Consider the following 19,961-nt stretch of genomic DNA (forward strand, 5'->3'; position numbering starts at 1 on the left):
AACACAGCGCCCGGTACCGACTCACGTCCCTGAAACGATGGCGGATGCCACCGGCTGCTACTATAGAGACCATGATTGTACTATAGCGGCCTGGCCCCCACAGGCAAACCAATCCACTATAACATCCTGACCCATGAAACAGCTTAGTCAGATCTATCTACTTTTGCTACTGGTAACAATGCTTAACGGCTGTTCGACCATTGGCTACTATTCGCAAGCTGTCAGTGGCCATCTCTCCCTGATGATGTCGGCGGAACCGGTCCACGAAATACTCTCCGACACCACAACGCCGATGGATCTTCGGGCTAAACTCGCGGTAGCGCAACAGGCCCGGGAATTCGCCGCTCAGCGACTGGCCCTGCCGGTGGGGGGCGCCTTCAGCGACTACGTGGATCTCGGCAGACCCTGGGTGGTGGTGAACCTGGTGGCCGTGCCGGAGTTCTCCCTGGAGCCGCACCGTTGGTGCTATCCGATGCTCGGCTGTCAGGCCTACCGCGGATACTACAGCCTGGCGGATGCGCGTGCCGAGGAGTCGCAATTTCGCAACGACGACTTCGACACGTTTATTGGCGGCGTAACAGCCTATTCCACCCTCGGCTGGTTTGATGACCCCCTGCACACCGGCTTTACCCGACTGACGGAGGATCGCATGGTCGCCCTGATGTTCCATGAGCTGGCACACCGGGTGGTCTACATCGCCAATGACACGACATTTAACGAAAGCTTTGCCACCGCGGTGGAGCTGGAAGGGCTCAGGCTCTGGCTATCGGAACAGGGCAAACCCGGCCAGTTCGAGGAGGCACTGGACCGCCTGGCGCGCCGAAACCAGACGCTCGCCCTGGTCGAGGACTTCAGTGCCCGGCTGGACGTTCTTTATGCTCAGCAGAGCAGCTTGCCAGACCAGCAACTGCGGAATCGCAAGGCGGCTATTTACCAAGAGCTGGCTCTTGCCTATCAGGAACTTTCCGCAGAGTGGCCCGAACCGGGCCCGTTCGGACCGGTACCGGTCAGCCTGAACAATGCCAACCTGGCGCTGTTTCGTCAGTACAACCAGCACGTACCGGCGTTCCGCCAGATGCTTCGGAATGTAGACTACGACTTTGCGGACTTTTACAAGGCCGTCGAGACGCTGTCAGAGCAACCGGAACCCCAGAGATCTGAACATCTGGCCGCGCTGTCAGAGCGGTTTGAAGAACACCTTTGAGTTCCGCTGGGTGTTATAGGCAGCCAGCTTCGGCCCGGGCAGGGCCTGCACTGTCGAAGGCTGGAAGCCCCGCTCCCGGAACCAGTGCTCCGTCTGGGTGGTGAGCACGAACAGCTTCTGGATACCCTGCCCCCTGGCCAGCTTCTCCACCATTGCCAGAATCTCATCACCCCGCCCGGCCCGGCGATAGGTCGGGTCTACCGCGAAGCAGGACAACTCGCCGGCACCCTCTTCAGGGTAACTGTAGAGAGCGGCACAGCCCACGATCGTGCCGTCGCGCTCCGCCACGACAAAGCGGTCAATCTCGGTTTCCAGCATCTCCCGGGAGCGGCGAACCAGAATGCCCTGCTCCTCCAGCGGCTGGATCAGCTCCAGAATACCGCCGATGTCCTCGACCCTGGCCTGGCGAAACTGCTCGTAGTGATCGCCACTGACCAACGTGCCCGCGCCATCCCGCGTGAACAGCTCCTTTAACAGGGCGCCGTCATCCACATAGCTGATGATATGGGCACGACGAACACCCTTCACACAGGCATCACAGGCAGCTCTCAGCAGGTCGGCATCGTGACCGGTCACCGCTCCGGCCGCCAGACGCTCGGACGCCTGGCGCGCCGACAGCTCCCGGATCAAAGTGCCGTCCTCTTCCTGCAGCCCGGGATCATCAATAAACACCATCAGCTTCTCGGCCTGAAGGGCCGCTGCCACCTGGCTGCCAACATCCTCGTAGGAAAGGTTAAAGGCGTCTCCCGTCGGCGAATAACCCATAGGCGGCAGCAGGACAATGTGACCAAGCTCCAGCAGCTTCTCGATGCCGGCCACATCAACCCGGCGCACCTTGCCGGTATGGCCAAAATCAACACCGTCCAGCACGCCAACGGGTTTGGCGGCCACATAATTGCCGCCACTCACCCGGATGCGGGCATTGTGCATTGGCGAATTCACCAGACCCATGGAAAGGTGGCTTTCCAGGTAAGCTCTCAGGCCACCGACGGCCTCCATCACCATGCTCAGGTGCTCTTGCGGTGTAATCCGAAGACCTTTCGAAAACGACGATTCGATTCCGGCAACATCCAGCCGCGTCTGGATTTGCGGGCGGGCACCAAAGGCAACGACCAGCCGCACACCAAGACTGCTCAGCAGCGCGATGTCATGGATGATGTTGATGAAATTCCCGTGTTCAATCGCATCCCCCGGAATGGTCAATACCACCGTCCGCCCGCGATGGGCGTTGATGTAAGGGGATGAATGGCGGAATCCATGCAGCCAGTCGTTTGATTTCAAACCTTTCTCCTGGTTCTTGTATATCGGTTAGCGGCCGGTCTTTTATCTTGAGGAGTTTGCCGAGCCCTGTCGAGGAGGGTGTGCCAAAACACGCCCGTAAATACGTCCCTGTAGGGCTCGGTCGCGCCATCCCTGGCGCTCCACGGTTTTCGCACACCCTCCCCGCCAGGACTCTCCGCAGACTTCAGAGGTGCCTGCGCCCCGGTTAGAGACAGAATTCTCGGATGAGCCCTCGCAGAACTTTGACGGTTGGGTCAAGCTGGGACAGCTCGATAAATTCATCGGGCTGGTGCGCCTGATCGATGGACCCGGGGCCCATAACCAATGTCTCCAGGCCGAGTTTCTGCAACCAGGGCGCTTCCGTGGCGAAGGCAACGGCGTGGGCGGTATGGCCCGTCAGTTTTTCACAGGCTTTGACCAGGGCCGCATCGGCCGGGGTTTCAAACGGTGGTACGCCGTCGAAGAGCGGCTCGAATTCCAGGGACAGTTCCCTCCGTTCCGCGATTGGCTGGACCTTGCTCAGAATGGTCTGACGCAGGGTTTCCATGTTCATGCCTGGCAACGGGCGCAAATCAAAGTGCAGCTCGCATTGGGCGCAGATGCGGTTGGGGTTGTCACCGCCGTGGATGCAGCCAAGGTTCAGGGTTGGAAATTGCACTTCGAAATTCGGGTTACGATACTTTTCCTGCCAGCCTGAGCGGAGTGCCATCAATTCGGTGAGCGCTTCGTGCATCCCCTCCATGGCGTTGCGGCCGAGGGCCGGGTTGGAGGAGTGGCCGGACTGGCCCTCGAATTTCAGACGCTCCATCATGATGCCCTTGTGCATGCGCACCGGCTTCAGACTGGTGGGCTCACCGATGACCGCGTAGCGGGCCTTGGGCTTACCAGCTTCGGCCAGCGCCCGGGCGCCGTCCATGGAGCTTTCTTCGTCGGCGGTGGCCAGTATAATCAGTGGCTGCTTGAGGTCCTCGTCGACAAAGGCCCTGGCTGCTTCAATGGCCAGCGGGAAAAAGCCTTTCATGTCGCAGGTACCCAGCCCGTACCAGCGATTGTCCCGCTCGGTCAGGGTAAAGGGGTCGCTCTGCCAGCGTTTGTCATCAAAGGGCACTGTATCGGTATGGCCGGACAACACAAGACCGCCCGGGCCGCTGCCAAGGGTTCCGATCAGGTTGAATTTTCCGGGCATGCCTGGCACTTCCAGGATTTCCACGGAAAACCCGAGGGCTTCGAGCCATTCTGCCAGGGTTCGCACCACGGGCTCGTTACTATGATCCCATTTTGCCGACGCGCTGCTGATTGAGGGCAGAGATATCAGGCGGGCAAGCATGTCACGAATGCCCGGCACCACTGCGGATTTGCTATCGGACTGCGACATAGTTTCCTCTCAGATTCCCATTGGAATCATTGTGCACGGCCACGCCGCCAGACTTCAAAGTTGGTAATCGCCCGGATCAACATCGGGTAGGCGACTTCACCGCCAGCGATAACCCGGGCCACTTCCAGCTCGCGTTCGCTGACGCTCACCAGACGCCCTTCCACCACGTTCTCGTTGGAAAGCGTTACCCGGACCTGCCGGTCAACCCATTGTTCAGCGGTTTCAAGACTCGCCGGATACCAGGTTTCTGTCTCAGGATCCTCCCGTGGCACCACCGGCTCGACGGCCACCTCTGGTGTTTCCTGAACAACCGGCTCGGCCTCGGCCAGATAGACGTCCGGCACGCCTGCACCGTTGTAACGGACGGGCCAGCTCATGCCCGCACCCTCGTTTTCAGCCGTTCTCACAGGCACTCCGAGCAGAGGCTGAGCCGGCTGCACATTTACCGTGAGCTCACCGCCCTCCAGCAGCCACTGCCGGTACAACGCTTTCAGCTGGTCACTGGCGGCCAGGCCCCGGGCTTCAAGCCCGGCAGACAGCGCCTGCACTGCGCGCCCGGCCCACTCTCCGGTTTCGATACCGGCTTCGCGGGCGCAATAGGCGGCGATGCGACGCATCAGGCCACCATCACGCAAGGTCAGCGTCATCGGCTCGGCGCCACCGGAAACGGTCAGCTCGGCATCCTGGATCCGGATTCGAGCATCACGCCAGTCCAGCTCCAGACTGCCGGTGCTGACGGTATTCAACTCAGCATGGAGATTGCCCGGAGTCTGTCGCACGAAGCCATCCCCGGCGAGTGCTGTGATGCCCATGCGGATCAGGTCGCCGCTACCCAGCTGTTGGCGCGGATCTGGCGCGCAGGAAAAAGCAAACAAGGCCGGATCGCCCTCGCTGTTGGCGCCTTCTGCAGTAACCCAGTTACGAAGCATAGTCGGATCTAGGGTCAGGCCAAGGCCGTCGAGTCGCAAGGTCCATTGTTCCGGCATGTCAGCCGGGTCGAACAGGACAGAGAGCAAACTGACGGGTGAGCCGGTATCAAGCTCCACCCTCGCCATGTCCAGAGGCTGGGTGAGCTCGAAATCCTGCCAGCTGGCGTCGTTGAGAACCAACCGGCCCTCGACACCGGAACTGATGTTGCCCCTGTGCAGCACACCGTGGGGCTCCAGCGCCTGTCTCGCCTCGGCCATGCGCTGATCCGCCAGCCACCAGACCCCCGCCTTGAATGCGGCAAAGCCGACCAGAACCAGTATTACCAGCGTCGCAAGCAGGCGCTTCATCCGGAGACTCCTTGTCGGGTGCCGTCAGTTACGGGAAATCAGGGTGCCGACACCCTCATCAGTGAAGATCTCCAACAGACACGCATGAGCGACCCTGCCGTCGATAATATGGGACGTGCGCACGCCGTTTTCGACGGCACTCAGGGCACACCGGATCTTGGGCAGCATGCCGCCATGAATGGTGCCGTCCTCAATCAGATCGTTGACCTGTTTGGCCGTGAGCCCGGTCAGCACCTTGTCGTCCTTGCTCTTCAAACCGGACACGTTGGTCAGCAGAATGAGCTTCTCGGCTTTCATGGCCTCGGCCACCTTGCCCGCCACCAGATCGGCATTGATGTTGTAGGAGGCGCCGTCGGGCCCAACACCAATGGGTGCGATCACCGGAATCAGGTTGCTGCGGGTGAGCATGTCGATCACATCCACGTTGACACTGGCGACCTCGCCCACATGGCCGATGTCGATGATTTCAGGCCGCTCCAGTTCGGCGGATCGATTCACCACCTCCAGCTTGCGGGCCCGGATCAGATTGGCGTCTTTGCCGGTGAGCCCCACCGCCATGCCACCATGGGAGTTGATCAGGGATACAATTTCCTTGTTCACCTGGCCACCAAGTACCATCTCCACCACATCCATGGTTTCGGAATCGGTTACCCGCATGCCGTTGACGAATCGTGACTGGATGTTCAAACGCTCCAGTAGCTCGCCGATCTGCGGGCCACCGCCGTGGACAACGATCGGGTTGATGCCTACAAGTTTCATCAGCACCACATCGCGGGCAAAACTGCTCTTGAGGTCCTCGTTTTCCATGGCGTTACCGCCATACTTGATGACCACGGTCTTGCCGGTAAATCTCTGAATATAAGGCAGGCCCCGGCTGAGTACCGAAGCCACCTGCATTGCTGTTTCACGATCCAGCGCCATGTTTTTGCCTTGTTGATCCTGTATTGAAACTTGCCTGTGAAACTCGGTGACTGCGAATCAGAAATCCGCCACCAGATCCGGCGCTGCCTTCTGCAGCTGGTCACGGAACACAGACTTGATACGCTCCAGTGCCTCGTTGGTCTCCGCTTCAAAGCGTAAGACCAGCACCGGTGTGGTGTTTGATGCCCGGCATAGCCCCCAGCCGTCGGCGTAGTCCACCCGGATGCCGTCGATGGTGCTGATATTGCCGTCACCGAAATCCCCGGACTCGCCGAGGCGTTTGATAATGTCGAATTTGGAACTTTCCGTCACTTCGACATTCAGCTCTGGCGTACTGATGTCATCCGGGAAATCCTCGAAGACTTCATCGCTGTGACGATCCTCAATGCCCAGAATTTCCAGAAGGCGGGCCGCGGAATACAGACCGTCATCAAACCCGTACCAGCGCTCGCCAAAGAAAATATGACCGCTCATTTCCCCGGCCAGCAAAGCGCCAGTCTCTTTCATTTTCGCCTTCATCAGGGAATGACCGGTTTTCCACATGATCGGTCGGCCACCGGCCTCAGAAATCACCCCGGCCAGCCTGCGGCTGCATTTCACATCGTAGAGGACATCGGCCCCCGGATTACGTGAAACCACATCCCGGGCGAACAGCATCATCAACCGGTCCGGCCAGATAATCTTGCCAGAATTGGTTACCACGCCAAGGCGGTCACCATCGCCATCGAAGGCCAAACCGATGTCGGCCCCTTCCGATTCAACCCGGGCAATCAGATCGGCCAGATTCGCCGGCTTACCTGGGTCGGGATGGTGATTCGGGAAGTCACCGTCCACCTCGCAGTAGAGCGGAATCACTTCGCAGCCCAGTTCCTCGATCAGCATGGGCGCCAGCTCACCCGCAATGCCATTGCCGGCATCGACGACCACCTTGAGCGGTGCCGCTACCGCAATATCGCCAACAATCCGGTCCAGGTAGGCACGGCGCACATCCTCGGTGCTCTGGCTGCCCCGACCGCTGGCAAAATCTCCGGTCTGGATGCGCTGATACAGTTTCTGGATGGCCTCACCTGAAAGGGTTTCACCACCCAACATGATTTTCAGGCCGTTGTAGTTGGCCGGGTTGTGACTGCCGGTCACCATAACGCCAGAGCCAGTCTGGAGTTCGTGGGTGGCAAAATAGAGGACCGGTGTCGGCACGGCACCCACGTGAATCACGTTGCACCCGGCTGCCATGACACCGCGCGCCAGGGCATCAGCCAGATCCGGGCTGGAATGGCGGCCGTCATAACCAATGCAAAGGCTGTCGACACCACGCTCCCGGGCCTCCGAACCGATGGCCCGACCGATGACTTCAACGCCCTCGGCGGTCAGGGTTTCGCCTACAATGCCCCGAATGTCATAGGCCCGGAAAATATCCTGGGAAAGCTCCACCTGAGGCAGGGCCACCTCTTCCACATCCGGAGTGTCGCCGGAACCAAAGACGGTATCATCGCCGCTGCCGAAGCCCAGAACGTCCTCATCGCCATCAAGCATGTCGATATCGGGCATGTCCTTGTCCTGGAACAGAGGCTCATCGCCGCCCTTGGCGGCACCACCGCCAGACTTTCCGGAACCGGCCTGCCTGGGTTTGGCGCTTTCTCCAGCCTTGGCGACCCGTTTATCAACCACCTGGGATAGACGGTAGAGCACCTCACCGGTTGAGGCCACCATATCCCAACGGAAGGTCGGCAGTTTTACCCGCTCCCCGCCGAACACCTTGTGGGCCCACTGGATCAGAGCCGTCACGTCCTGACGCAAGCCTTTCTGGGCCCCGCCCAGCAGTACCCAAACGGTAATGGCCGCGAGCAGAGCGGGAACCCCGACCAGAAGCGCGATCATCACCGTATCCACCGGCGCTGCGGACGATTTGGCGGGGGTGTAGGCTACTGTCCAGTCCGGGTTGGAAAGCCGCCGGGATTCAGCGTTTCCGGAGCCGTTGCCGTTACTGACCACGGTGCGGGACGAACCGGACACGGTCTGCACCAGCGCGAGCTGGCCACCAAGGCTGGAGTTAACCACTTGCAGCAACGGCTGGATCTGGCCGGAGTCGAAGATAATCAGCAGGCTTCCGATGACCGCATTGCTTGTAGGGTTGCGTACCGGGGCCGCCATCTGGACAAACCAGCGGTTATCCCGTGGAAACGCATCTGGAAACAGGCTTTGGCCGGTTTCAGCGCGTCGGGCGAGTTCAAGGCCTGAGAAGCCCAGCAGTCCGTCACTGCTGGACGTACGCGGAATGTCACGGTAGGGAAACAGATGGACCGCCTCGATACCGGGCAGTGACTCCGCCAGCTGCACCTCGGTTGCCGGTATCTCGTTCCGGCTGTTCAGGGCCTGAATCACGTGCGGCTGGGTGGCCAGGCCACTGACGCTTTTCTGGACCTGGTCAAAATATTGGTTCAGTCGAAGCGCAGCGGCATCCGCTTCCAGGACTTTCAGTGACTCGAAACGCTCCTTTGCCGACGGCTGAACCACCAGAAAATGAAGCAAGGCAACGGCAATCACCCCCGCAAGAACCACGACCAGCGACTGGCTCACCGCCACGGAATTGAGTCTCTTCAGTTTGGGTCCCGAAGAACTGGTTTTTTCCTTTTTCACCGCCTTCTTCGCCGGCTTTTCATCACCGGACGCGTCGGCATCTTTCTTTTTACCCAGCTTCATAGTCCATCCTGCAGTTGTAATTTTATCGTCCTGGACAAGCAGTTATCCGCAAAGTATAGACGCCGGCACAATGTTCTGCGTGCCCGGTCACCGCGTGCCGGTGGAACCAAAGCCGCCGTCACCGCGAGCGCTGGCGTCAAATTCTGAAACCACCTCAAAATCGGCCTGGACCACAGGCACCAGTACCAACTGGGCCAGACGCTCGCCCACGTCCACGGTAAAGCTGATGCGCCCCCGGTTCCAGCAGGACACCATTAACTCGCCCTGATAATCCGAATCGATCAACCCCACCAGATTGCCAAGCACAATGCCGTGCTTGTGGCCGAGCCCGCTTCGGGGCAGGATCATCGCCGCCAGCGACGGATCGGCAATGTGGATCGATAACCCTGTCCTGATCAGTTGAGTATCGCCCGGCTCGAGGATCAGCGGCTCGTCCAGGCAGGCCCGAAGGTCAAGGCCTGCAGAGCCTTCAGTGGCATACTCGGGAAAAGGAATCTGGCTGCCAATGCGATCATCCAGAATACGTACCTGAAGATTTTTCCTGCTCATGAGGGGTCCTGTCGATTGTAGTGCAGGTGCGCTGCGCTGAGTCAGCGGGCGGCCTGACCAAGATGTTCACCTATCATCGCCACAAGCTGTCTGGCAATGTTCGTTTTGCTATCAGGGCCGATCGACGTCTGGCCGCCCGGCCAGAATACGGTCACCGCATTGTTGTCGCTGTTAAAGCCCAGCCCGGGCGCGGACACATCGTTGGCCACGATCATGTTCAGCTTCTTGCGTTGCATTTTGTCGGTGGCGTAGCTCGATACATCGGTGGTTTCTGCAGCGAAACCTACGGTAAAAGGCGCATCGTCGCGCCCGGCTATGGTAGCCAGGGTGTCGGGATTGCGCACCAGCGAGAGCGCCATGGCATCACTGGACTTCTTGATCTTGTCTCCGGCACAGGTTTCCGGCCGGTAATCCGCGACCGCAGCTGTCGCAATAAACAGGTCACAGCCCTCATCCACTGCGCTTGACGCTTCCTGCAACATGTCCTCGGCCGTTAACACCGGACGAACCTCGACACCGATAGGCGCGGAAAGCGCTACCGGACCACTGACCAGAATCACCCGGGCACCTGCCTTCTGCGCCTCGCTGGCCAGGGCATAACCCATTTTCCCGGAGCTGTGATTGCTTATATAGCGCACCGGGTCGATAGGCTCTCGGGTCGGGCCTGCAGTAATCACGACCGTCTTGCCAGCAAGCACGCCTGTGCGACCGTGATCGACAAGCGCAACAATGTCCTCCGGCTCCAACATTCTTCCTGGCCCGGTATCACCACAGGCCTGCGCTCCCTGAGCCGGCCCCCATAATTCGATCTGGGGATCCTCTTCAAGCAGCCGGATATTTCTCTGGGTACGGCCATTGCTCCACATTGCCTGATTCATCGCAGGCACCACGGCAATGGGCGCCTCGGTTGCACAACAAACGGTGGTTAACAGATCGTCGGCCATCCCCTGGGCAAGGCGGGCGATAAAATCGGCCGACGCCGGCGCAACGACCAACTGATCAGCCCACTTGGCCAGTTCAATATGCCCCATACCAGCTTCCGCCTCAGGGTCCAGCAAGGACGTCCTCACGGGCTCGCCACTGAGGGCCTGAAAGGTCAGTGGTGCCACGAACGCTTCCGCCCCGCGGGTCATAACAACCCTCACCTCATGGCCCGCTTTCTTTAACTGGCGAACCAGCTCGGCACTTTTATAGGCAGCGATACCACCGGTTACTCCCAGGAGGATTCGTCTGGCGGCCATAGGGGCTCCGTTTCCGCATAAAATGAAAGGCTTATAAGATAGCATGCTCAGGCCGCAGCGACAGCCTGCCAGACCCGGCATACGTTTACCGATTGTTAGTTTTTAAAGTAACCTTTGTAACCCTGAGATGCCCGTCGCGGTGCAGGAAGCACCAGGGCAGGAGACAACCAATGCAAGGAAGCCACGATGTCAGACCCCGCCTGGCCCACGGACGAACGTCCACGGGAACGCCTGCTCGCCCACGGACCGCAAACCCTCTCCGACGCCGAACTGCTCGCGCTATTTTTACGCACCGGCACCACCGGCATGCCGGTCATGGCACTGGCCCGCCACCTCATTGAGGAGTTTTCCGGGCTTCGGGGGTTGCTGACGGCTTCCCGTCGACAGTTCTGCGATGTCAAAGGTCTGGGAACCGCGAAATACGCCCAGGTTCAGGCGGCCATGGAAATGGCGCGCCGGGTCATGGATGAACCATTGCGGCAGGGTGATCCCCTGCGCTCTCCCGAAGATACCCGCCGCTTTCTTACCAGTCGACTCGGCACCTACCCGCACGAGGTTTTCGCAGGCCTGTTTCTGGACAATCGCCATCGCGTTATTCAATACCGTGAGTTGTTCCGGGGCACCATCGATGGCGCGGCCGTCTATCCACGGGAAGTGGTGCGACAGGCTCTGGAGGACAATGCAGCAGCGGTGATTTTCGCTCACAACCACCCGTCGGGCGTCGCCGAACCGAGCCAGGCCGACATTTCCCTTACCCGCCGCTTGAAAGAGGCCCTCGGACTGGTGGATATCAGGGTTCTTGACCATATGGTTGTTGGCCATGGTGAGGTAGTATCTCTCGCTGAACGGGGTCTGCTGTAAAGCCCGATGGTTAACCGTGAACGTCAATGCCGGAAAACTGGCCAAATTCCCAACAATTTTTTGCGTTGGGGGGTGAGTTCTGGTATAAAAGCGTCCCTTTCTGGCGGCGTCTGGCGAGCAGCGTTCAGTTTAGAGGCGCGAATGGGGGCGTAATAGCTCCTTAGCAACCAGAGACGCATTAAAAACGAATTCGTATTATTGAGACCATTGCTCAGGTCGGAGGCAAGTATGTCCAGAGTTTGTCAGGTTACCGGTAAGCGTCCGGTATCCGGTAACAACGTTTCCCACGCGATGAACCACACTCGTCGTCGTTTTCTGCCGAATCTGCAGAACCATCGTTTCTGGGTTGAGTCCGAGAAGCGTTTCGTGAAGCTGCGCGTATCCACCAAGGGCATGCGCATCATCGACAAAAAAGGCATTGACGCTGTGCTGGCCGATCTTCGTGCCCGCGGCGAGAAATTTTAAGGAGCCGCATCATGCGCGAGAAAATCAAGCTGGTTTCATCAGCAGGTACTGGTCACTTCTACACGACCAAGAAGAACAAGCGTAACACTCCGGAAAAAATCGAGATCAAAAAGTACGATCCGGTTGTCCGCAAGCACGTTGCGTACAAGGAAGCCAAGATCAAGTAATTCCTGATCCGGCATCCAAAAAAGCCCGGCCAATGCGCCGGGCTTTTTTTTGACCTAATACTACTCAGAACTTCTCCAGGTAGCCCTCCGGCAACGCCACATCCATGGCGATGGGCAGGTGATCCGACATCGGATAACTCACCACCTCGGACCTGCGGATCTCGAGTGAAGGACTTACCAGGATATGGTCCAGGGCCTTCTCCGGCCGCCAGCTGGGGAAGCTATGGGCGGTATCCGGCAGCGGCACCAGATCGGTTTCCCTGAGGGGCGTCTGGGTCAGTAGCTGTTCGGCATGGGCGTTCATGTCCCCCATCAGAACCACATGCCGGTAGTCGGCAATCAGCTCACGGATGTAGCCCAACTGGCGTTGCTGGGCCGTCTTGCTGAGGGAAAGGTGCATCAGCACCAGCACCAGTGGATCATGCTCGGTTCCGTATCGGGCGATGATGGCGCCGCGGCCCGGAATCAGGCCCGGCAACTTGTGTTCGGTAACGTCCAGGGGCCGGTACCGGCTCAACAGGCCATTGCTGTGCTGGGCGATCTGACCGAGATTCCGGTTCAGTTGCTGATACCAGTAGGAAATGCCGGCCGCTTCGGCCAGGTATTGCACCTGGTTGATATAGCCGCTGCGCAGACTGCCCCCATCGCACTCCTGCAAAGCCACCACGTCGTACCCGCGCAACAGGGAGGCAATCCGGTCCAGATTTTCGATACGGTTACGATGAGGCAGTATGTGCTGCCAGCTTCGCGTGAGGTAATGACGGTAGGACGAAGTGTTGATTCCCACCTGGATGTTGAAGGTGAGCAGGCGAATATGTCGTTGCGGCTCGAACTCGGGCACATGCTCGGTTCCGGAGCAGGCACCCCTAGGCCCGCCGGCCGGCTTCAGGATGCCATTCAACTGTTTTCGGATATGCTTGTACATAATGGGCGGTCTCAACCCGGCCGGCGGCTTGTCTAACTCGGCTCTTGCGTCCCTGGCGCGGCCCCTTACTCCACTTCGCCCCGCTCTTTGGCAACCAGGTAGTCCACCACGTCAAGAACGGCCTCATGGCTGCCGGCCATAGATGCACTAACCGTGTACTTGCCATTAACCAGCATAGTCGGAGTTCCGGTGATCCGCGCACCGCGGATTTTCGACTGGGCTTTTTGCATGCGGGCGTTCACACCAAAGCTTTTATAGGTGCTGACAAACTCATCCGGATCAACCCCATAATCCGCAACGAAATCCGCAAGGGCTTCCGGTGTATTCAGCGGACGACGCTCACCGGCAAGCGCATCAAACAGAGCATCGTGAACCTTGTCCAGCTCACCCATCGCTTCAAGCGCATAAAAGGCGTAGGCATGAGGCTCCCAGTTTCTCCCCAGTGCAGCGGGAATCTTCACGTAATTGACGTAGTCAGGCGCGTTGACCGCCCATTCTTCAACCAGGGGCTTGAACCGGTAGCAGTGGGGGCAGCCGTACCAGAAGACTTCCGCTACCTCGACTCCGGAATCGCTGTCGGTGCGTACCGGGTTATCCAACCGGTTGTAATGGACCCCTTCTTTCCACTCTGCGGCGTTGGCCAGGCCGGTGACAGACAGCGCCAAAAGAAGCAGGAAGGCCGTTTTGAAGGATCGAAACATGAAAAATCTCCGATTATCTCTATGTCGTTTTGGGAGGATTATGACCCAGCGTACCCGAAAAGTTCCACCGGTCGGCAGTTACAGAAACGAAAGGCAACAAAAAACCCCGCACAGGGCGGGGTTTTCGACACAGTCCGGCAGCTTCAGTTCAGGCCGGAAATGTAGCTGGAGACCGCCTCTATTTCGGCGTCCGTCAGCTTGGAGGCCACGTCCATCATGATTGCGGCATTGGAACCCGCGTTTCGCGTTCCTTCGCGGTAGGCCTTCAGCTGCTTGGTCAAGTACTCTGCATTCTGACCGCCCAGGGCCGGATAGCCTGCCGGTGCGTTACCGTTGCCCTGAGGGTTGTGGCAGCCGGCACAGGCCGGAACGCCAGTTGCCAAGTTGCCCCCGCGGTACAATGCCGAGCCCTGATCAACCAGATCGGGATCTGCCTGACTGACAACCATTTCCTGGGAATCAAAGTAGGCTGCAAGATCCTGCAGATCCTGGTCCGACATGTTATCCAGAATGCCGGTCATCTCAGGAATGTTTCTTTCTTTGCTCTTGATCGCCACCAACTGGCGATACAGGTACTTCTCACCAAGGCCAGACAACTTCGGGTATACGCCCATCACCGGCTTGGCACCGCCTTGACCGTGACAACCCGCACATACCGCTGCGTTCTGTTCGCCCGCTTGAGGATCTCCCGCCCCGTGCGCCATCGCTGTGAGGCCAACACCGAGAACTACTCCTGCGATCAGTTTTTTCATGCTCGCTCCGCTTCTCTCATCTTTTAAGGGTATTCTTCGCTACGCAGCCGGCAGGCACTGACCAGTCAGGCTCAAAACCGGGGCTGACAGCGGTCGCGCACAGCGCGCCGCCCGGAATTGGTGTAGCATTATACATTAATCCCTGATAACTGAAATCCAAAGGAAAGCCAACCGCTGTGGACCCTGATCTGACTCAAAAAAGCCTCTCATTTAACAGCGCCCGATTCCTCATCAGCGCTTCCCGCCTGGACGAGTGCCCGCCCGATTTCGGAGCGGAAGTTGCCTTCGCCGGCCGATCCAATGCCGGAAAGTCCAGCGCACTGAACGCAATCACCGCCAATGGCAAGCTGGCGCGAACCAGTAAAACTCCGGGGCGCACCCGGCTGATCAACTTCTTCTCTCTGAACCGCGAGAATTGCCGAATGGTCGATCTGCCCGGGTACGGCTATGCCAAAGTATCCAGGGACATGAAAGACGATTGGCAACAGCACCTGGGCCACTATCTGAATGACCGGCGCTGTTTACGCGGCCTGGTTCTGGTGATGGACATTCGCCACCCACTGACCGATTTCGACCAAATGATGGTGGAATGGTGCGAGCATAACAACCTGCCGCTGATGATTCTGGCCACCAAAGCAGACAAATTGAAATACGGCCAGGCCAAGACCGCCATGCTGGGCATTGCCAAGAACCTGAAATCGTATTCCTGCGTCGAACATCTGATCATGTTCTCTGCCACGTCAAAACGGGGCGTGGACGAGTGCCGGGAGGCGCTGATCGACTGGCTGGAAGCAGAGTAACAAGGAATTACAGGGTACCACCGCACTCGATCCGGTAACCGAGGTCAATCACCTGTTGGCCCATGGTCCTGCCGGACAGGCGAGCGATCAGGGCCTCAGCCGCCCTCTGGCCAACCTGCTCACGTGGTGTAATGACACTGGCCAGCGTCGGCACCATGACCTGGCCAACATCGTGGCCGTGGAAGCCTGCTATCGCCATCTGACCTGGCACTTCGATACCCTGCCGCTGGCACTCGTAAAACGCGCCTATAGCCACGTCGTCGTTGGTGCAAAATATCGCGTCCGTGTCCGGCTCTTCGATGAGTATGCGTTGCAGCAATGTGGCGCCGACACTGAATGATGAGCGCTGTTCACTGCGAAGGGTAACGGGAATCAGCCCCTGCTGCTCCATGGCACGGGTGTAACCTTCCTGTCGCTGCAACGTGCGGGCATCCAGCCGAACCGCCAGGTACACCACATGGCGGCGACCGCGACGAATCATCTCACGCACCATGTCATAGGCCGCGCGCACATTGTCAAAGCCCACCGCCTGTTCGAAGGGCTTCGTGTGGGTGTCCATGATTTCCACCGTGGGCACGCCCGCAGTCCCCAGCATTCGCAGGGTACGTTCGGTGTGCTGGCTTTCCGACAGGATCACGCCATCAACGTTATAGGACAGCAGTGAGGCCAGACTGCGCTCTTCCACCTCGCGGCTGTAGCCGTAGTGGGCCAGCATCAGGTGATAGCCCGCCGGTTCGGTGACTGATTCGATCCCTTTGATGACATCGGCGAAGACCTGGTTGGTCAGCGATGGCAGCAGCACACCGATTGCGTGGCTGGTGGATTTGGACAGCAGATCCGGCGCCCTGTTCGGGATGTAACCGAGTGCCTCGGCCTCGGCGAAAATCCGCTCACGCATGCGTTCAGACACATTATCGCCGCCCCGCAGGCAACGGCTCACGGTCATTTTCGTGGCACCGACCCTATCGGCAATATCCTGCAATGTTGGGCGCTTCTTTTTAACCATTCAGTTTTTCCGGTTCCGTTCAGGTGTACTCAGCACTGCCAGGCAGCGCTCAACAATCCAGTCGGGCGGGTCGCAGACGTCCACGACAATGGCCCCTTCCCCAGGCTCCGGCTCCTCCAGCGTGCGAAACTGACTTTCGAGCATGGAACGACCATTGAAGTAGTGATCTTCCCGGCTGGAATGCCGAGACCAGATGGTTTCCATGTCGCCCTTGAGATAGACAAACTGCAGTGACGGATTACCCGCCCTCAGCCGGTCACGGTAAGCCCGCTTGAGGGCGGAACATGCTAGCACCAAGCCGCCGTCTTCACGCTTAACCAACCCTGCCAGATCATCCAGCCAACCGCTGCGATCGGCATCGGTCAGCGGCACACCGCTGGCCATTTTGGCCACGTTAGCCGGGCTGTGAAAGTCGTCGGCGTCGAAAAAAGGTACCTGAAGACGTTTCGCCAGCCGGGTACCAATCAGGCTTTTGCCACACCCGGACACACCCATGATGATAACTTTACGGACGCTCATATCACTGCCACCACAAGGCCAGTTGCGGGAATGCAATCAACAGGGCCAGAGCAACAATCTGCAAGACAATGAACGGCAATAGTGACCGGAAAATTTCGCCGAGGGTGATGTCCTTGGGGGTAACCGTTTTCAGATAGAACGCGGCCGGGCCAAAGGGCGGTGACAGGAAGGATACCTGCATATTCATGCAGAACACCACACCGAACCAGATCGGGCTGTAGCCCAGTTCCGTGACAATGGGCACGAAAATCGGCATGGTCAGCAGAGCTACCCCGACCCAGTCCAGGAACATGCCCAGAATCAGAAGAATAAACATCATGAACAGTATGGTGGTCAGCCCATCGCCACCACTGACCGCAAAGACCATCTCGCGGACGAATTCGATGCCACCCATCAGGTTGTAGACGCCTACAAGAGCGGTGGCGCCAATGCCGATCCAGATGATCATGCCACACACCCGCAGGGTGCTGATGGTGGCCTTGCGCACCATGGCCAGGGAAAGTTCGCCACGTATCCAGGTGCTGATGGCAATACCCAGCACGCCCAGCGCTGACGCTTCGGTAACCGACGCCACACCGCCATAGATGCTCCCCAACACAACCACCACCGAGAGAATCGGAAACAGCAGGGCCTTGAAGAAGTTCGGCGCCGGGGTCTCCGGCTGGTCTTGATCGGAGGGGATGGGGGCCATCTCCGGCTTCAGCCAGACCCTGACCAGCACGTACCCCATATAGAGTAGCGCCAGGATCAGCGCGGGCAAGAACGCGCCCTTGAACAGGTCACCAATGGAGACGTTTGCGGTCAGACCATAAATAATCAGGACAATACTCGGCGGCAACATGGTGCCCAGCGCACCACCGGCACAAGTGGTGCCAATGGCCAGTTTGCGATCGTAGCCCAGGCGCAGCATCTGCGGCAGCGCCAGGATGCCGAGCAACACGGTTTCGCCACCGATCACCCCCGACATGGAAGCAAGGATCACCGCTACCACCAGAGTCTGGAGGGCGACACCACCGCGCAGTTTGCGGCCAAAACGAGCCATAGCATCAAAAAGGTCCCGGGCAATGCCGGAATGATCCAGTAGCGACGCCATCAACACGAACATCGGTACCGCCAGGAAAACGTAGTTACCGATAAAGCTGTACAGACGGCTGCTGACAATCGGCAGCGCGTCAGGGCCAAACCAGCCCAGGGCAAAGACCAGGGCCACCAGGCCAGTGGCAAAGGCCAGCTGCATGCCGGTCAGTAACAGTACAATCAGCATCAGCAGCATCAGCAGGCTGCCGTAGCCAATTCCGAGGGAAGCCAGCTCAAACATTGTCTTTCTCCCCGGCCGTTGCCGGACCACGCAGATCACGAATCAGGTGCAGGACAAACTGAAGGGTCATGACAGCAATCGCCACCAGAATGATCACCTTGAGCAAGGCGGGAAAAGGCGGATTCCAGGCCGACCCGGAAGTCTCCAGGCGCCAGCCGCCCCAGGGTGCCCAGACAGCGCCCCTGGCCATGAACCAGCTGGCATAGAGCAGCATCGAACAGAACGCCAGCCCGAACAGATGGTGAACCACCCGCAGCCAACGCTGAACGGCCGGGGACACGGCGTCGTAGATCAGCACAATACGCACGTGGCGATCGGTGGCCAGGGCATAGAGCCCACCCAGCACGAACAGGGTGGCACCAGCGAAGGTCACCGTTTCATGCACCCAGAGCGTCGGCGATCCGAACACATATCGGCGGACAATCTCGTAGAAAGACACCAGAACAATCAACGCGAACACAAGGCTCAGCTTTTTTCCCAGCCAGACAATGGCGCGGTCAAGGCGGGTAAATCCGATATCCTCATCGGTTTCGGGCAGCAGATCACCCTGGCCCGGAGTGCTCTCCGGCCCGGAGGAAAGGTTTGCAGTAGACATAATCAACTCCGCGCACCGGGCAGGCCTTGCCCGCCCGGTTACTGGTTACGGGGCATCGCCTTCAGAGCAGGCCCTGGGATTCCAGATAGCCGGTTACCGACTGATAGACTTTCTCGGCATTGGGGGATTGCTCGGCGTATTTCTTCCACTGGTCCCGGGCAATGGTGCGGAACTTCCGGCGCTCTTCCGCCGACCAGTCATGAACGGTGATATCAGGATTGTCACGGGCTTCCCTGACGGCCTTCTTGTCCGCCATGGCCAGCTGGGTACTGATATCCTGGGCGAAGTCCCGGGCCGAGACAGTCATGATTGTCTGAATGTCCTCGGGAAGCTTTTCCCAATCTTCCAGGTTCATGGCAATTTCGATCAGCGGCAGGGAGTGGAAGCCTGGGTACACCGGATGCGGGGCAATCTCGTGCAAACCGGCTTCGTGGTTGGTGGAAAACACCGTGTAGTCGGCAGCATCAATAACACCCTTGCTCAGTGCGGTGTAGACCTCGGAACCTGGCAGGTTCACTGGCGCTGCCCCGGCGGCGGCAAACACCGACTGCACCAGACCTTCCGGTGCACGCATCTTGAGGCCTTTGAGGTCCTCCACACCGTCCAGCGGTTTCTTCGAAACAAACGACTCCAGGCCCGTGCCTCCACCGCCAACAAACTTCACGCCATAGGGCGCGTAGAGCTCGTTCATCAGCTCATAGCCACCGCCATAATTGATGTAATCGATGAGCTGGTCCGGGCTGGACCAGGCGCCCACGGTATTGCCAATTAGCCCGAACGCGGGATCCTTGCCGGAAAAATAACCGGTCACCGACACATGGCCATCCAGGACACCCATATTCATGGCACCGAGAGTTTCGGTATGGCTTACCACACTGCCCACGGGCAGCAGATCAATGGCAACACGGCCACCGGTCATTTCTTCGACGCGGTCAGCCCATTGTTGCTGAATCTCGAAGTTCTTGACGCCAGAGGGATCGGAGGACTGGAACTTGAAGGTGTAGTCCGCCGCGAAGGCGTTAAAGGCAAGTGCAGCTGACAGTAGGCCAGTCGCGAGTCGGGTCGGGAACATAATCGCGTCTCCTGATTGTTTTTGTGCCGGCATATGTTACCGGTAACATGAGAAGCGTATCGAATTCGGAAACCACTTACAAGGGTGTTTTTTGAACAGGAAACAGCAGGGAATAAAAAACCGGCCTGCCAGAGAGCAGACCGGTGAAACGTCAGGGTTTGCGACGTGCTAAAACCTGAGATCGCACTCAGGAGACGCAAGGAATGTCCGAATTCCCAACGTCAGTCCATAT

20 protein-coding genes are annotated in these 19,961 nt (G+C 58.8%); 5 read left to right on the plus strand and 15 right to left on the minus strand.

The genetic code is table 11. The annotated features are described in order from the left end of the window. The first annotated feature begins 133 nt into the window (after positions 1-133). Positions 134-1,204 carry an aminopeptidase gene (locus J3362_RS10340; RefSeq protein WP_349519524.1) on the plus strand — a complete coding sequence of 357 codons (1,071 nt, stop codon included), beginning with the start codon at positions 134-136 and terminating at the stop codon, positions 1,202-1,204. On the opposite strand, the gene argA is transcribed toward J3362_RS10340, so the two are convergent. The 7 genes from argA to coaBC all read right to left on the minus strand — a co-directional run bounded on the left by argA (position 1,178) and on the right by coaBC (position 10,548). Further along, on the minus strand, positions 1,178-2,485 hold the full coding sequence (argA, locus tag J3362_RS10345; protein ID WP_349519525.1) for an amino-acid N-acetyltransferase: 1,308 nt from the start codon (positions 2,483-2,485) through the stop codon (positions 1,178-1,180). The two genes, J3362_RS10340 and argA, sit on opposite strands and share 27 nt — an antisense overlap. A gap of 205 nt (positions 2,486-2,690) precedes the next feature. Next, entirely contained in the window at positions 2,691-3,860 is a 1,170-nt protein-coding gene (gene argE, locus J3362_RS10350; RefSeq protein ID WP_349519527.1) for an acetylornithine deacetylase, read from the minus strand. Positions 3,861-3,886: 26 nt separating this feature from the next. Then, entirely contained in the window at positions 3,887-5,137 is a 1,251-nt protein-coding gene (locus J3362_RS10355) for an aq_1923 C-terminal domain (protein ID WP_349519529.1), read from the minus strand. 24 nt (positions 5,138-5,161) lie between these two features. Then, positions 5,162-6,058, minus strand: coding sequence for an acetylglutamate kinase (argB, locus tag J3362_RS10360; RefSeq protein ID WP_349519531.1), 897 nt, complete (start codon positions 6,056-6,058; stop codon positions 5,162-5,164). A 57-nt stretch (positions 6,059-6,115) separates the two neighbouring features. Further along, complete coding sequence (locus J3362_RS10365) at positions 6,116-8,758, minus strand: phosphomannomutase/phosphoglucomutase (RefSeq protein WP_349519532.1); 2,643 nt, start codon at positions 8,756-8,758, stop codon at positions 6,116-6,118. 87 nt (positions 8,759-8,845) lie between these two features. Continuing rightward, entirely contained in the window at positions 8,846-9,307 is a 462-nt protein-coding gene (gene dut, locus J3362_RS10370; protein WP_349519534.1) for a dUTP diphosphatase, read from the minus strand. Between the two features lie 41 nt (positions 9,308-9,348). Continuing rightward, positions 9,349-10,548 (minus strand): bifunctional phosphopantothenoylcysteine decarboxylase/phosphopantothenate--cysteine ligase CoaBC, encoded by a 1,200-nt coding sequence (gene coaBC / locus J3362_RS10375; RefSeq protein ID WP_349519536.1) that lies wholly within the window; start codon positions 10,546-10,548, stop codon positions 9,349-9,351. 186 nt (positions 10,549-10,734) lie between these two features. Between coaBC and radC the strand changes: the two genes are divergently transcribed. From radC to rpmG, 3 genes are all read left to right on the plus strand, one after another. Continuing rightward, a complete protein-coding gene (radC, locus tag J3362_RS10380) occupies positions 10,735-11,409 on the plus strand; it encodes a RadC family protein (RefSeq protein ID WP_008173460.1) in 675 nt (224 codons plus the stop codon). A gap of 228 nt (positions 11,410-11,637) precedes the next feature. Further along, positions 11,638-11,874: a 50S ribosomal protein L28 gene (gene rpmB / locus J3362_RS10385; protein ID WP_008173462.1), complete on the plus strand. Its 237-nt coding sequence runs from the start codon at positions 11,638-11,640 to the stop codon at positions 11,872-11,874. Between the two features lie 11 nt (positions 11,875-11,885). Continuing rightward, complete coding sequence (rpmG, locus tag J3362_RS10390) at positions 11,886-12,041, plus strand: 50S ribosomal protein L33 (protein WP_008173465.1); 156 nt, start codon at positions 11,886-11,888, stop codon at positions 12,039-12,041. Between the two features lie 64 nt (positions 12,042-12,105). On the opposite strand, the gene J3362_RS10395 is transcribed toward rpmG, so the two are convergent. From J3362_RS10395 to J3362_RS10405, 3 genes are all read right to left on the minus strand, one after another. Next, entirely contained in the window at positions 12,106-12,966 is an 861-nt protein-coding gene (locus J3362_RS10395; protein WP_349519538.1) for an endonuclease/exonuclease/phosphatase family protein, read from the minus strand. A gap of 65 nt (positions 12,967-13,031) precedes the next feature. Next, complete coding sequence (locus J3362_RS10400) at positions 13,032-13,667, minus strand: thiol:disulfide interchange protein DsbA/DsbL (RefSeq protein ID WP_349519540.1); 636 nt, start codon at positions 13,665-13,667, stop codon at positions 13,032-13,034. A 143-nt stretch (positions 13,668-13,810) separates the two neighbouring features. Beyond that, positions 13,811-14,419 carry a c-type cytochrome gene (locus J3362_RS10405; protein WP_349519542.1) on the minus strand — a complete coding sequence of 203 codons (609 nt, stop codon included), beginning with the start codon at positions 14,417-14,419 and terminating at the stop codon, positions 13,811-13,813. A gap of 176 nt (positions 14,420-14,595) precedes the next feature. Here J3362_RS10405 and yihA point away from each other — a divergent pair, with 176 nt between their 5' ends. Then, positions 14,596-15,219: a ribosome biogenesis GTP-binding protein YihA/YsxC gene (yihA, locus tag J3362_RS10410; protein ID WP_349519544.1), complete on the plus strand. Its 624-nt coding sequence runs from the start codon at positions 14,596-14,598 to the stop codon at positions 15,217-15,219. A 7-nt stretch (positions 15,220-15,226) separates the two neighbouring features. On the opposite strand, the gene gntR is transcribed toward yihA, so the two are convergent. The 5 genes from gntR to J3362_RS10435 form a co-directional block, all read right to left on the minus strand. Beyond that, on the minus strand, positions 15,227-16,225 hold the full coding sequence (gene gntR / locus J3362_RS10415) for a gluconate operon transcriptional repressor GntR (RefSeq protein WP_349519545.1): 999 nt from the start codon (positions 16,223-16,225) through the stop codon (positions 15,227-15,229). Next, positions 16,226-16,744, minus strand: coding sequence for a gluconokinase (locus tag J3362_RS10420; RefSeq protein WP_349519547.1), 519 nt, complete (start codon positions 16,742-16,744; stop codon positions 16,226-16,228). It abuts the gene before it with no gap. Between the two features lies 1 nt (position 16,745). After that, positions 16,746-18,062 carry a TRAP transporter large permease gene (locus J3362_RS10425; RefSeq protein WP_349519549.1) on the minus strand — a complete coding sequence of 439 codons (1,317 nt, stop codon included), beginning with the start codon at positions 18,060-18,062 and terminating at the stop codon, positions 16,746-16,748. After that, positions 18,055-18,657: a TRAP transporter small permease subunit gene (locus J3362_RS10430; RefSeq protein WP_349519551.1), complete on the minus strand. Its 603-nt coding sequence runs from the start codon at positions 18,655-18,657 to the stop codon at positions 18,055-18,057. The genes J3362_RS10425 and J3362_RS10430 overlap by 8 nt, the downstream gene beginning before the upstream one ends. A 61-nt stretch (positions 18,658-18,718) precedes the next feature. Further along, a complete protein-coding gene (locus tag J3362_RS10435) occupies positions 18,719-19,729 on the minus strand; it encodes a TRAP transporter substrate-binding protein (RefSeq protein ID WP_349519552.1) in 1,011 nt (336 codons plus the stop codon). Positions 19,730-19,961 lie beyond the last annotated feature (232 nt).

Origin of the sequence: Marinobacter sp. NFXS11, assembly GCF_040148675.1 — a bacterium.
In the GTDB taxonomy this organism is placed as follows: domain Bacteria; phylum Pseudomonadota; class Gammaproteobacteria; order Pseudomonadales; family Oleiphilaceae; genus Marinobacter.

Coding starts and splice junctions, on each gene's coding strand:
- J3362_RS10340 (WP_349519524.1), top strand. CDS start 134: ATGAAACAGCTTAGTCAGATCTATCTACTTTTGCTACTGGTAACAATG.
- argE (WP_349519527.1), bottom strand. CDS start 3,860: ATGTCGCAGTCCGATAGCAAATCCGCAGTGGTGCCGGGCATTCGTGAC.
- J3362_RS10355 (WP_349519529.1), bottom strand. CDS start 5,137: ATGAAGCGCCTGCTTGCGACGCTGGTAATACTGGTTCTGGTCGGCTTT.
- argB (WP_349519531.1), bottom strand. CDS start 6,058: ATGGCGCTGGATCGTGAAACAGCAATGCAGGTGGCTTCGGTACTCAGC.
- J3362_RS10365 (WP_349519532.1), bottom strand. CDS start 8,758: ATGAAGCTGGGTAAAAAGAAAGATGCCGACGCGTCCGGTGATGAAAAG.
- dut (WP_349519534.1), bottom strand. CDS start 9,307: ATGAGCAGGAAAAATCTTCAGGTACGTATTCTGGATGATCGCATTGGC.
- coaBC (WP_349519536.1), bottom strand. CDS start 10,548: ATGGCCGCCAGACGAATCCTCCTGGGAGTAACCGGTGGTATCGCTGCC.
- radC (WP_008173460.1), top strand. CDS start 10,735: ATGTCAGACCCCGCCTGGCCCACGGACGAACGTCCACGGGAACGCCTG.
- rpmB (WP_008173462.1), top strand. CDS start 11,638: ATGTCCAGAGTTTGTCAGGTTACCGGTAAGCGTCCGGTATCCGGTAAC.
- rpmG (WP_008173465.1), top strand. CDS start 11,886: ATGCGCGAGAAAATCAAGCTGGTTTCATCAGCAGGTACTGGTCACTTC.
- J3362_RS10395 (WP_349519538.1), bottom strand. CDS start 12,966: ATGTACAAGCATATCCGAAAACAGTTGAATGGCATCCTGAAGCCGGCC.
- J3362_RS10400 (WP_349519540.1), bottom strand. CDS start 13,667: ATGTTTCGATCCTTCAAAACGGCCTTCCTGCTTCTTTTGGCGCTGTCT.
- J3362_RS10405 (WP_349519542.1), bottom strand. CDS start 14,419: ATGAAAAAACTGATCGCAGGAGTAGTTCTCGGTGTTGGCCTCACAGCG.
- gntR (WP_349519545.1), bottom strand. CDS start 16,225: ATGGTTAAAAAGAAGCGCCCAACATTGCAGGATATTGCCGATAGGGTC.
- J3362_RS10420 (WP_349519547.1), bottom strand. CDS start 16,744: ATGAGCGTCCGTAAAGTTATCATCATGGGTGTGTCCGGGTGTGGCAAA.
- J3362_RS10425 (WP_349519549.1), bottom strand. CDS start 18,062: ATGTTTGAGCTGGCTTCCCTCGGAATTGGCTACGGCAGCCTGCTGATG.
- J3362_RS10430 (WP_349519551.1), bottom strand. CDS start 18,657: ATGTCTACTGCAAACCTTTCCTCCGGGCCGGAGAGCACTCCGGGCCAG.
- J3362_RS10435 (WP_349519552.1), bottom strand. CDS start 19,729: ATGTTCCCGACCCGACTCGCGACTGGCCTACTGTCAGCTGCACTTGCC.